The sequence below is a fragment of the Pseudoalteromonas sp. NEC-BIFX-2020_002 genome, assembly GCF_013002825.1.
Lineage (GTDB): Bacteria > Pseudomonadota > Gammaproteobacteria > Enterobacterales > Alteromonadaceae > Pseudoalteromonas > Pseudoalteromonas neustonica.
In genome coordinates, this window is record NZ_JABEPJ010000010.1 from 1 (window position 1) to 12,530 (window position 12,530).

14 protein-coding genes and 1 pseudogene are annotated in these 12,530 nt (G+C 34.7%); 2 read left to right on the plus strand and 13 right to left on the minus strand.

Annotated features, from left to right (window positions below; translation table 11 throughout):
* Positions 1-364 (plus strand): annotated as a pseudogene (locus HJP15_RS21730) (IS66 family transposase); the annotation flags it as partial.
* 269 nt (positions 365-633) lie between these two features.
* Here HJP15_RS21730 and HJP15_RS12225 read toward each other — a convergent pair.
* The 5 genes from HJP15_RS12225 to HJP15_RS12245 form a co-directional block, all read right to left on the minus strand.
* The gene (locus HJP15_RS12225) at positions 634-1,812 is read right to left on the minus strand and encodes a hypothetical protein (RefSeq protein WP_170173885.1); all 1,179 of its coding nucleotides are present in this window, start codon (positions 1,810-1,812) and stop codon (positions 634-636) included.
* Positions 1,813-1,892: 80 nt separating this feature from the next.
* Positions 1,893-2,330 (minus strand): hypothetical protein, encoded by a 438-nt coding sequence (locus tag HJP15_RS12230; RefSeq protein WP_170173886.1) that lies wholly within the window; start codon positions 2,328-2,330, stop codon positions 1,893-1,895.
* Positions 2,327-2,746 carry a hypothetical protein gene (locus HJP15_RS12235; RefSeq protein ID WP_170173887.1) on the minus strand — a complete coding sequence of 140 codons (420 nt, stop codon included), beginning with the start codon at positions 2,744-2,746 and terminating at the stop codon, positions 2,327-2,329. Before HJP15_RS12235 ends, HJP15_RS12230 begins: the two co-directional genes overlap by 4 nt.
* Positions 2,747-2,796: 50 nt before the next feature.
* Positions 2,797-4,362, minus strand: a complete 1,566-nt coding sequence (locus HJP15_RS12240; protein WP_170173888.1) for an IPT/TIG domain-containing protein — start codon at positions 4,360-4,362, stop codon at positions 2,797-2,799.
* Positions 4,359-6,899, minus strand: a complete 2,541-nt coding sequence (locus HJP15_RS12245; RefSeq protein WP_170173889.1) for a hypothetical protein — start codon at positions 6,897-6,899, stop codon at positions 4,359-4,361. Before HJP15_RS12245 ends, HJP15_RS12240 begins: the two co-directional genes overlap by 4 nt.
* A 176-nt stretch (positions 6,900-7,075) precedes the next feature.
* Here HJP15_RS12245 and HJP15_RS12250 point away from each other — a divergent pair, with 176 nt between their 5' ends.
* On the plus strand, positions 7,076-8,380 hold the full coding sequence (locus HJP15_RS12250; protein WP_170173890.1) for a hypothetical protein: 1,305 nt from the start codon (positions 7,076-7,078) through the stop codon (positions 8,378-8,380).
* Positions 8,381-8,509: 129 nt separating this feature from the next.
* On the opposite strand, the gene HJP15_RS12255 is transcribed toward HJP15_RS12250, so the two are convergent.
* The 8 genes from HJP15_RS12255 to HJP15_RS12290 all read right to left on the minus strand — a co-directional run bounded on the left by HJP15_RS12255 (position 8,510) and on the right by HJP15_RS12290 (position 12,529).
* The gene (locus HJP15_RS12255; protein ID WP_170173891.1) at positions 8,510-8,953 is read right to left on the minus strand and encodes a hypothetical protein; all 444 of its coding nucleotides are present in this window, start codon (positions 8,951-8,953) and stop codon (positions 8,510-8,512) included.
* A gap of 39 nt (positions 8,954-8,992) precedes the next feature.
* Positions 8,993-9,652: a hypothetical protein gene (locus HJP15_RS12260; RefSeq protein WP_170173892.1), complete on the minus strand. Its 660-nt coding sequence runs from the start codon at positions 9,650-9,652 to the stop codon at positions 8,993-8,995.
* Positions 9,653-9,798: 146 nt separating this feature from the next.
* On the minus strand, positions 9,799-10,089 hold the full coding sequence (locus HJP15_RS12265) for a hypothetical protein (RefSeq protein WP_170173893.1): 291 nt from the start codon (positions 10,087-10,089) through the stop codon (positions 9,799-9,801).
* Between the two features lie 103 nt (positions 10,090-10,192).
* The gene (locus HJP15_RS12270) at positions 10,193-10,384 is read right to left on the minus strand and encodes a hypothetical protein (RefSeq protein ID WP_170173894.1); all 192 of its coding nucleotides are present in this window, start codon (positions 10,382-10,384) and stop codon (positions 10,193-10,195) included.
* A 73-nt stretch (positions 10,385-10,457) separates the two neighbouring features.
* Complete coding sequence (locus tag HJP15_RS12275; RefSeq protein WP_170173895.1) at positions 10,458-11,150, minus strand: hypothetical protein; 693 nt, start codon at positions 11,148-11,150, stop codon at positions 10,458-10,460.
* Between the two features lie 39 nt (positions 11,151-11,189).
* Positions 11,190-11,813 carry a hypothetical protein gene (locus tag HJP15_RS12280; RefSeq protein WP_170173896.1) on the minus strand — a complete coding sequence of 208 codons (624 nt, stop codon included), beginning with the start codon at positions 11,811-11,813 and terminating at the stop codon, positions 11,190-11,192.
* A gap of 61 nt (positions 11,814-11,874) precedes the next feature.
* Entirely contained in the window at positions 11,875-12,015 is a 141-nt protein-coding gene (locus HJP15_RS12285; RefSeq protein WP_170173897.1) for a hypothetical protein, read from the minus strand.
* A gap of 91 nt (positions 12,016-12,106) precedes the next feature.
* Entirely contained in the window at positions 12,107-12,529 is a 423-nt protein-coding gene (locus HJP15_RS12290) for a hypothetical protein (protein ID WP_170173898.1), read from the minus strand.
* Between the last annotated feature and the right edge of the window lies 1 nt (position 12,530).

Genomic DNA, 12,530 nt, shown 5'->3' on the forward strand with positions numbered 1-12,530 from the left:
CGTTGATGAATTGTATCAATGGTTACTCAAACACAAAGATAAAATCCCTCCCCAAATGGCGCTAGGTAAAGCAATTACCTATGCGATAAATCAGTTTGAGAAATTCAGGCGTTACCTCGATGATGGCCGGCTCAGTATTGATAATAACCGAGCAGAGCGAGCCATAAAACCGTTCGTAATAGGGCGTAAAAACTGGCTGTTCTCAAATACCTGCAATGGCGCGCATGCCAGCGCCATACTCTATAGCCTTGTTGAAACCGCAAAGGCAAATGATCTTGTAGTGCATGACTACATCTCAACGTGCTTGCAACATATTGCAGAGCAGCCAAGTAACCTTGAGCCACTGCTACCTTGGAATATTAAGCAAGGCTTGGTGTCGTTAGCTATGCTATACGCTTACGAAAAAATAAAATCATATAGGAAAACAAACAAGACACTCATTCTAATTTAAGAAGCGAAACCTGAATTCGGGTTCTGTAAAAGAATAAAAACCACCTGAAAATTTGACTCAGGCGGAGTGACCATATATGTCTAGTTTATTCAGGATTGTTAAATCAAGCTCTGCGTTGCATGTAAAGCTTGCTAATAACGACAATGGAATTAGGCATTTATTCATAATATATCCTTAAAATATTACAAATTAAAAGAGCTTATAAAGTTTGGTAAATTACTCGCGTTGATAATTACTATCACGATAAATAAGCCGACCATCAAGCCAACGTGCTGCTTAAATGGGTAAACAATTTCGCTTGTTCTATCTAATGAAACTGGGTATTGGTGTTTTAGTAACGAATATACGAGGGCTTCACTATCAACACTCCAGTGAGAAAGTGCTATGCTCTGCCCTTTTGTGGTTTTAAAAACAAGCGATATTAAGTGTGACCTTTTTGTAGTTCTGCCAATAGAGTCATCAATTGTGTCGTAATTGTAATTCCATTTAGCCTCGATGCTGACAATATCCTGTTTAGTTAATGTGCGCGGTTTTTTGTCGGTAAATAGTAACGCCGGCAGATAAAGCTCATCGCTATTTATTTTAATATCAATAAAAGGAGATGTTTTTACTAAATAATAGTTATGGCAAACAAATGCTCGTGCAAGCCAATAACTAAAATACGTTATCACCAAAAAAGCCATTGCAGGCTTCCAGTTTTGTGACGAAAAGGCAATAAATACGGTAAGCAAAGTAAAGCAAGCTACGGTGAGATAGACCGATTTTTTCTTACTCTCAGGAAGTGGCAGCGCACACCTTAGAATAGAAATATTATTTTTAGCTTCAGCATTACCTAAAATAGTATTTTGCGGGAATATTTTTGAAAACTTGTTTACTGTTGCTGAGTTTGTTTTTTCAGCCTCGGCCTCTTCGCGTTTAGCTGTATAAACGCGCTCAACGGTTGACAGCTTACTCACCACTAACTGCGCTTGTTTGGCTTGCTTAAAACACCTAAACGTGTAAGTGCTCAATTTACCTTCTGCTGAAGTGTAATTAATATCAATCACGCTAATGGCTTTATTATCTTGGCATGAAATTGTTTTAATCGTGCTAGTATCAATGGTGTGGTGACTATACGTGAAGATTTCTTTCTTAAAAAAATAAGCCCCCAACTTTACATCTATTTGATTATTGTGCTCATCAAATTTTAATCGATGTTGAAACATCAAAAGTGCAATAATTAATAAAACATCAAGCCCATCACCTGTATCAACAATCAAGCCTTGACTTAAAACACCTAGCACAAGCCCTGCTACCGTTAGCCAAATGAAAAGCCATTTAATCGTTTCTAATAGTGATTTTAATATAATTGAATTAGCCAAAATTCCCTCTTTAAACAAAAAGAGTATGCTTAGTTACATACTCTAATAACATATAAATACTTAAAGTAGTCAAAAGCTAATTAACTAGACGCAATAATGATTATCCAACCATCTTCTTTGGTAAGTTCAAATACACAGCCGTCAGACACGAATTTTTTTTCACCATACTGGGCTCTTATATCAACCTGTGCATAATTAGATTTCGATTCAGTTGATAATTTTTGAGATAAAACCTCGAATTCAGGGCTTGTTACATACTTTTGAAACTTTTCTGCCTTTTTACTCAAGTATGCGATAGCGCGTTTTTTTTCGTCCTCAGTATCTTTGAAATGCTTTGGTACAAAAGACATCAAGGTATCAATGTCTTTATCAGCTTTTGCTTTTCTAAACTCTTCGCACTTCTTTATAAATAATGGATCTTGATTATCCTTAGCAGGAAAATTCACATTTGATTCATCTGCAAAAGCTGATGTGCTTAAAAACATAATGCTAGAAAAGGCTATTAATTGTGATTTCATTTTAAATCCTTTGTGAACGGAACAAATAAGGGGGACGTTGTGTAAACATTAAGCTTTTCCTCATCTACACTGATTGCTGTGGCATCCATAGTAAAATTAAAACCACCATCAGCCTCTTCCCAGGTAAAGCTACTAACGTCAGGTGCTTGAGCAAATAACTTTCGTTCATTATTAAAACAAGAAACTCCCTGTAGCATTTTTTGTTGATCTTCTACATTCCAAAAGTCATTATCTGGTTTAGAAAGGTATAGATAGCAACCACGCTCTAGACCTTCAACACTCACTTTATAATTCAACAGTCCAATATCGGGCTTTAGTTCGACAGAACCTTCAATAACACCATTAACTGAGTGTGAGTCTACACACCCTTGCAAAACTAATGAACCGAGCAATACACATATTGTTTTTTTTAACATAGCGTTCCTTTTTATAGTAGAGCCTTTGGTAAAGGCTCTACATAATCTACTTAATCAATTGTTAACGTGGAATTAACACCAACAGAGTTATCAAAAAACTTACACCCTACAGGGTTGGAGGTTGGTGTATTGTTCACCTTTATTTTTAAGTTTTTAGAGAATTGGGTACCTACAGCAAAATCAACTTTGCCATTAGTTTGACCAGATATCACATCAACGTTGTTTGAAAAGCAAATGTAATAAGTTGCTCGTTGGTCTGGAACCGTTATACCTGTAATAATAATATCATGCTCACCTTGCTCAGTTGTTAATGTATTTGTTTTCTTTCTTTCTCCTGGAGTCGTTTCATCAATTATTTCACCGTCTATGCTTACCTGGAAACTATCATCAATTACATTACCATTATCACCAAAAGTAAAGGTAATTGTAGATTCTGATATTACTATAGAACTTGAATCTTCATCATTACCCACTTTAACAGTAACAGGCCCTGTTACAGCGCCGTTAGGTACTTTTACTTTAATCTGAGTGTTATCGCCAGATAGAACATCACTTTTTAAAAGTTCACCATTTTCTGATGTGAAATACACCTCATTGTTTGTTAATTCAGTAGTATCAAACCCTACTCCCGTTATTGTAACAAGCTGTTCAGTAAATGCTGGATCTGGATTGATTTTGTCAATTTTTAAACCATCTGCAAATGTTAAGTATTTAGGTGAGCTATTTTGCTGGGCTGAATTAGCTATATTATCGTCAAAAACAACCTCTACCTCAATCTTAGAGTCTAAGGTAGCCTGAGCAATTATTTCTTGCGGGATATATACAGTTACTTCATTGCATGCTGCATTAGGCGTATAAGAATTATCTAATGATCCTCTATTTCTAATAATTACCTCTTCTACTTTACCTGTCGTAGTATCTTTGTAGTTTATTACTGGGTATATCGGAGAATTAAAAGCAGATGTTTGCGGGCATAAGCCAATACCGGTAATGGTTAAAGCCGGCATAAAGTTATCTTTAGATAACACGCCTGGGCTTAGTTTTAAAATTTTCAACCCCCATTCAATCTTAAATTCATAACGCATCTCCATAGTATAAAAATCATACCAGGCTTCGGCTAAATTTGATGAATCACTTACTACAGATAAAACATCTAAAGCCGCTTTTATTTGACCGTAAACGGGAATAAATTTTTCGGCAATTTTCTCAGCAATCTCATTTCTTACACTTGAAAGCCAATCTGACAGCCCAAAACCGTAGTATTCAGCTATTGATGAAAGTATCGGCCCTGGCTTTAAATTGCGTAAGGCTTTTTCTTCGTTTGACATCACCTTTTCTACTTCAGCAACAATATCCGCCTGTTCATCTTTGGTAACCCTTCCATCCAAAAAAGCATCATCTATCGCATCGATAACACCCGGCATCGCTTTCCAAACAACCTCAAGAAGTAACTTTGCAGGTTTACCACGGCCTTCTTCTGGTATGACATAGCCCCTTGGATCAATTGGGTTCCTTTCACCTTTTTCATCTGCTGCCATATTGAGAACAGAGTCAAATGTTGGCAATATAAGGGCATCAACTAAGTTTTTTATAAAAAGGTATTTTGAAACTTTCAACTTTTCAACTTTTCAACGTCGTCAACAGGGTTGTTTTTTATTCCTGGAGTAAGAACTTCAATTAAACAGTTTTGATATTGACAAGCTTTTAAGTAAGCATCTTTAGACCAAAGCGAAATAGCAAAAACACGGTATTCTGACGGGGCTATCATGTCACGATCTATAAATGATGTAATATGCGAATATGTTTTTGGTTTTTTACCGTCTTTATCCGATGGGTCTATGCCAATAGCAGGCTCCGATGAAGCGACAAGTTCATTATTAATTTTATATACCGCTGCACTCAAGTACATTGGTGAGCTATTTTGAAGTTCTGAAAAGCCATCATAATCGAATAAGTCAAACAACCCTTTTTGAGTCGCCTCTATTCTTATTCCTGCTTGCCTTTGGTCTGGCGAATATGTAGGTCTTTGACTTTCTTCCGTCGCTTCTGACTCACTTTGACTGAAAGCTATTTTTGCAAGGCCTCTGTTAGAACTTTCCTTTATTAATTTGGAAGTATTAGTATTATTTTTTTTTAATAATTCATTAGCAATTTTAGTTGCTTTACCTATGATATTATAAGACTCATCTAGTAAAAAGACATCTAACGGCTCTGTTTGTAATGAGTCGATGTACCATGCTTTAAATTCTACATAAGAATCTAACTCCACCATTGTATCAACTAATTGCTGTGGATTTTGTATTTTCTCATTGTACTCATAAGCCCGAAGAACGAGAGATTGCAAAGTGCTATCAATGCTTAACTGCACTGAGTTATCATTTAAAATATAACCTTGCAAAAAACGTATACCATTTTTCCAAAATAAAGTTATATATTCCGATTTATCAGTTATATTGACCTCTGAATTATTAAAATCATTAGTTTTAGAAAACGTTATATTTGCACCATTTAGAGAGAAATCCCCTTCAACATTTAAGTAATCCGGAACACTAATAGTTACTAATAAATCATTGGTTTTACTAATGCTTGAATAATTACTTTCACCAAATACATTTTGTAAGCTAAACGAGCCGGTTCCAATATTTTCAGGCACAATAAAACTAGCACTTGTATCATCTATGTAATCTAACTGGATTGTCGGCCCATCTGCAAAGACTAATGAAGTACCACTCTCTAAGTTTTCACCGATTATTAAAGCCTCGTCACCTTCGGCTACATTTCTATTCGGGATGTCTGTAATAATTGGTGTTTTTGGATGCAGTAATGTGGCATCAATACTATTGGTTTTATAGCCGTCTATAGCTAGAAAAAATGTAATTGGTTCACCACCTAGCGCCACCTTTGGGTAGTTAGGTATAACAAATTCAATTTTATTTTCTGAGGTAATCGTCACTGGTAAATTAACGACGGGCTGTTTGTCATCCCCTTTTAACATTACTAAATGTGCTGCATTACCTTTAAGGTTTTCTGCATTTAAATTAGCAGGATAAAAAGGCCTAACTTTGTTAATAAATACTGCTTGGTCACTATGAGAATATGTTGCAGAACTTATGACTGGGGTATTTGATGGGTATAAGTTATTTATATCAAATAGTTTTTCTAGTGGCTTCGGATCGTTTACATCAAACAAAAAGTCGCCATCGTCGTCAGTATCTAAAAAATTAGGTAAGCCATCACCATCAAGGTCATAACGGATAAACTCAACTAAGTTTAATTCATCTGAATCTTGAACTGCATTATTGTCACTATCTAAGTCTACAAAGGCTGGTTTTTTATCGCCATCTAAATCGTAGGTTAATTCTATATCATCAGTAATACCATCATCATCGCTGTCTAAATCAAGCCAATTTGGAATCCCATCACCATCTACATCATGACCGAAGCTGAAATTAGATGAATAAATATGGTACTCATTACCATCAGGAATTTTATCACTATCGGTATGCTGACCGAGGTAATTCATTCCTAAGGCCTGCTCTTTATTGTTAGGAACCCCATCTTTATCAATATCAATAAAGGCATGTACTGAATATGTAAAGCTATCTGTACCTAAGGTATTTCTATCAGTAATACTTAAATTATATTCACCTGCTTGCTTAGGCGAGAAAGTAATAGCTTGACCCACTTTACCAACGTGCTCAATGTTAGTTGGTATAGTAGAAATAACATCGCCATTATTATTAATAATCGTTAAAGACGGTGTGAAACGCTTAGCATCTTTAAAAAGAACAAACGTCACTGAAAAGTCTTCAACTAGCATTGAGCTGGGGATATTAAATTTAAAATCATCAATATCTACATTTTCAGAAATACCGCCTGTAGCTTTAAAAGGTATACTCCCAACTGGGTTTGCTTCGGCAACGTTATTATTAAACTCTTCTTCTTGAACAACCGTAATTGTGGTTTTATCCGCATCAAACGGATAATCATCCTGCTCATCAGGCACACCATCACCGTCTTCATCTTTATTTTGCCACGTACCTACTTTTGTAGACGACAGTGTTGTGTTTGCATGAGCATATGCTGTATACGTTAGCGAGCTAAATGCGCTGCATACGCCCAATAGTGAGAGATAAAATAGAGGTGATTTCAAGAATCCGTCCTTGTTTGATGAACCGTATTTTTATAATTTATTACTAATAATTAAGCCCTACAGCATAGCTAATATAAGACTAGCATTCAAATAATGTATTTAAATTGAGCTTATTTTTTTAAACCTTTGTGGTATGATTTTATCTATTAAAATAAGTATTTATCAAGGACGACAATGTGAAATATCTATTTATTCCTCTTTTGGTATTGGGTGGCAATGCATTTGCTAAGGACTGCCCTTTAGAACTATCAACTAATTTACCTGAAACTATTTACTCTAATGGTGCAGAGTATGATATTTATTCAAGTAAAACAAAAATTAAGCAAGCCAAAAGTAAAATTTGTATTGAGAAAACTAACATCGGGCTTGCCGCTCATAAGTTTGAGTCAACTGGTGTATCGGTGATGATTAAAGGGTCTTTACTTGGTACTGAGTTATACAGCGCTTGGATACATAACCCAACTGAAAAGATTAAAGTAAACGCAGTAACCCATATCGCAAAGGCACTATGCCCAAATTTTTGTGGTTATTATGAATATCAAGCGTTAATAAATAATCCAAAGGTAATTGCAGCGGCAAAAGAATATGATAAAGCAATGCTGTCAAAGCCTGAAATAGTCCGAGACAGGGACGCATACTTTGCTATAAAAAGTAAGATCTTAGATCCTATCCGAGATCTTGAGCTCGATATAAAAAAATTAGATAAGCCATCGCCTGATTTTGCAGAGCTAGGTATTGACGACTTTATAGACCCTTATTCAGGTGCTGCAAATTACTTCTACTCAGAACGCTATTATAGTACGTTATTCAGAGAGAGGTTCTTTGAACTTAGAGACCAATCCGAAGTCATTTCAGCACTTTCAAACAAAGAAAGCAGAGCATTACTTAAGCCACTAGAAAAAGAAGCAAAGGCTATACTCTACCCTGAAAAGTGGCAGGATTTACCTAAACAAATTTCAGCAATCAATAATAAATTAGAACAAACAGGTAAAGAAGCTGCTATTGAAATAGCGAAAATTTTTAATCAAGCCTATACAGAAATCAATAAAAATTACAGTGCGTTTTACAATAACAAAACCACACAGTTTAGCCCCTTGACTGACCCTAAACTAAATTTCGAAGATATTGTAGCTAATTGGTCTCGCTATGGTTATTACTATGCAAAAAAACCTGAAAAATTTAGTCAATTATTTAGCGAAAACTATAAACGTATTCATGCAAGAAACCTTCATCAAGATAGGCAAAGAGACAGATCATTAACTGGATTAATTGCACTAGCTGATAGAGTTGGAATAATGGACCCAGAGACGGGATATAATAAAGTAAAATATGAATACAGTTTAGTAAACGCACATAAAGAGGGCAGTACATATACTTTTGAAGATGCCTTTGAACGTATAATTTTTGTGTTTGAGAAAGGTACTTGGCGACTGGATGATGTTATAAAAGCAACTACTCAAGGTGCAAAGTTACCCAAATAAAACGTTTAACCTAACGAGAGTTTTGACTCTACAATTTGAATAATCGCTGAAAGCCTATGTCACTTTTTATGACATAGGCTTTTAATTGATTTCTAAACAATTATTTGCAATAACATTCAGGTTGTTCTTTTAATAGGCGTATTCAAACTCAAGAGGTTTTACTGTTTGTGTTTCGTAATACCTATCTTCAGACGAGACCATAAGCTTGGCTTTTACACTTAAAACGGCTTTATTACCCTCTAAAAACTTGAGTTTTACATATTCGTACTCAGAGTCGACTCTATCACCTACTCCACTTATGCCATCATAGTCACACGTTACACTCAAAGTGGGCACTATTCCGCTTTCATCTATGGTTTGTTTGTTCTTAAGTACGTCGATAGGAAAGTCCACTTCGCAGATTTCATCTTCTTCGCCACCTTCTATTTCTAGAAATAACCGCGGTGGTGTTGTATATCCTTCATATAATTCTTTAGGGGCTTCGAATTTTTGTACACCAACAATATTTATAGTGCCATTGCCACACCCTGCTAATAATAAAAGTGATGCGCCAAGTAGATTTATATTCTTCATTTATACTCCCACTACTTTATATCTAAATTGAAAATTTAACTAAGTTAAAAACAACTGGTATAAGCGTATTGCCATCACAGTCGCTACAATAAGTAACAGTGTGTTAGCAAACCAAACAGGCACTTTTTTTATTAATGATGTTTTAAAAGTAACCTCGACACCTTTAGTTGACTCAAGCCAAACTACTAACTCTGGTAACTGAAGTACTGATAACCGGTTAAACTGTTGTTTGGTATTATCATCATATTCAACTTGTAAACCTGTAAAAATATGAAACTTACCTTGTTCAACCTGACTTTTGGGAAACACTTTTACAGTTGCTTTAATTGGTTTTATACCACTGACAGGAGTGATGCAGCCACTGGTTTTATTTACTTCAATAGGCTGGGCTTTTCGTTTATTATCATGAACCCATAGCGCTAGCCTAAAGCCACTTATCAGCACCATATTAATCGGTGCTGACACCAACACCTGCGTTTGCAAGTGAAATGCTTGATGTGTAGGTTGCGGGAAAAAATCAATACCCAGCAACCCAAGTAACACAGACACTATTAAGTTAACCAAATAAAACATTGTCCACTGGCCGCTGGTTTTTTGCGGCCAGTAGCCTGTATTTTTTAAGGTGTAGTTGCCGCCCTCTGCAAAAGGCGGCATATTTTCTACATTATTTGTAATTAGTTTTGATAACGAGTCTTCCATTAGTTAACCAAGTACCACTTTCCATCTTCCTTGACATAATCTAAAAAAATTGATGCTCCATGTTTATATCTTTTTAGATCATAATAAACTATGAAGTGTGTATTGAGGTTAGGAAAAAAACGTTTTTGCATTCGAGAATCAAACTTTTAGTAACCAGACCTTTCTGTATCAAGTTCAATACTGTCCCATTTATGTTCATGTATATCGCCTCTTTTATGTTCAAATAAACGTTCAACTTTACCTTTTGAGTACTCTTCCATTGCTTTGCCCAACCTTGGGTGGTATTGGGCTAAAAACTCACTGCTATCGTTTACTAGGTAACTATCGACAATTGCCTTACTCATTTTTTTAAGCTCGTCGGGTACTTCATCAGCAAATACTGAGAACGAACATGCTAAAAATATAAAACTACTTAATATTTTGGTTATTCTTCCCATAATAATTCTACCTTTCTTTTATTATTTAGTTGCGATGTATTATAAATACAAGAATTAACAGCTTTTGGGTCACCACTATTACCACTATTATCTTCCATATTTTTTACTGATTCAGGTAATAAATAAAAAACAGTACGGGATCATTTTTTAAATAACTGTTTACCATATAATCTTTACATACTGATTTTAAATTTTCATCTGAACCATCTTCAACTCCATGAAAACGCTCCATTGCTACAGTTGATGCACTAAATAAGCACCCTACTATGGCCGTTATTAATGTTTTATTTTTCACATTTATTCCTTGTGTTTCGTTATTTTTAACCGCTACGCCAATTTAACAAAGTTAAAATATCAATTAACAGCTATCAAATTAAGTATGTTTGTACAATAACAATACTTGTAAGTACAGTTACAAAAAGTGCTGCAAACATAATTGATATGGCCTTTATCACCGGTGGGAACACATAAGACACTTCTACACTCGCTCTTTTAGTCATTACTTCTACCATTTCAGGTAGCATAAAAAGATTTATACGATTAACAGTCAGCGTGTCTTTATTAGTAAATACAAATTCCGCATGAGTAAAAAATGGCAGTTTAATATTTTCATGGCGTCTAACCGTTCCGCGAATACGCTTAACTATAGTGTAATCAAACTTGCCCGCGGTTATTTCTTCAATATCACGATAGTAAAATTTTTTATTTACACTGCCAGCACCTTTTAATTCAAAATAGTCATGATAGAGGGTAATTGATTGTTTGTTACCGCGTTTAAAAAACAGAAACGCGATTAAAACAGCAAAGTAAAAGCCGGTAAAATAAAGTACAACATATTCAGGCCTAATATAAGTATCAAACACCCTACCTTCGCTTATAAAAAAACAGGTTAATAAAAGCCCAACAATATAAGCTATTACACTGTGTAGATAGAGTTGCTTTTTAGTAAAATTTTTTAATAAAGGATATGTTGTTAAATCGGCTTGACACTCTTTCTCAAGGCGTTTATCCGCGCTATACGAATTAGTAAAGTGCCTAAATTTCTTACACAAAAAGTCCATAAAGCCTCTTTTTATAAATCGAATATTCCCTTCAAAGGGTTAGATAAAAAATAACAAAATCATTAAGCAAAAAATGATTAACAATAAAAAATAAAGCGGGAACTTTGTAATTAATGATGTTTTGAATTCAATACTTACATCATGCTTTTCTTTTAACCAGTCTATAAATTCAGGAAGCTGTAATATTGATAAGCGATTAAAATACTGCTTTTTATTATTCTGGTACTCAATTACCGCACCGGTAAAAATTTTAAATTGAGTACTTTTAGTCGGAAATACTTTTAGCGTTACTTTAACCGGCTTAGTTGATTCAATGGGTTCTACACAGCCTGTATATTTATCTACGGTTAAATCTGTCGCGTTTTTAGTACTGTGGTTTACCCATATAACAAAGCGGATTGTGTTTATGAGTAATAAATTTAAAACAATTGCTTGAATAACTTGTGGGGATGAATAAGTGGGATACTTGTTTGGCACAAAGTCTATGCCAAATAGGCCAAAGCCAATAGCAACAAGTGTATTTATTACAAAAAACATCAGCCACTGTTTAGTCGTTTTTTGTGGCCATCGCCCCGTGTTTTTTAATTTATAATTATCATTATGCGCAAAAACAAGCATGTTTTTTACATTGTTAGAAATATAGTGCGAGAGTGAGTCTTTCACGTTTTAAAGGTTCCTTCTTCTAGCGTATTGCGCTGCAATAAAAACTATTTAGTTAATCAATTTACAATGAGTATTCAAACTCTACAGGCCCAACAGTTCTCGCTTCATAACTTACACCATGATCCGCCACTAACTCACCATTGGTGCAACCCGTTAATAAAACTAAGCTGACGGCAATTACTGTAATCACTATATTGCGCATACTGCTCCTTTTAAAATTAAAACTTGTACCAATTAAAAAGCACCTCATTTATTAAGCTTTCAGTAAATAAGGTGCTTAATGACTACTGCTATTAAATGTTCGTTTTATACCACTTTTTTGTATCTTCATCCAAACCAAACTCACAAAGAAAATGAGAACTGCCGGTTTTTATATTTAAAAAGCCAATTCCCACTTGAACTTTTTTTTCTATATCAAACAAAAAGTTATTTTCTTTTTCATTTATAATTATGAATTCTTCATTTTTATAATCTGCTGTTTTAATAGACTCATCATACTTAGCCGCTTTTTTTAAAAACATTTTATTTAGATACTTTTTAGATTTCTCTGTTGCTTTGGCATTAGGGTGAAAGTCATTTATATATGAATCAAAGTCCTGATTCATAATTTTTATGGCATTGTCGTAACACTTTTGAACAAAAAAATCTTTATCGGGTACCGCACTCGCGGAGTAAGAAAAAAATAAAAACAATGGTAATAATTTATAGAGTTTCATA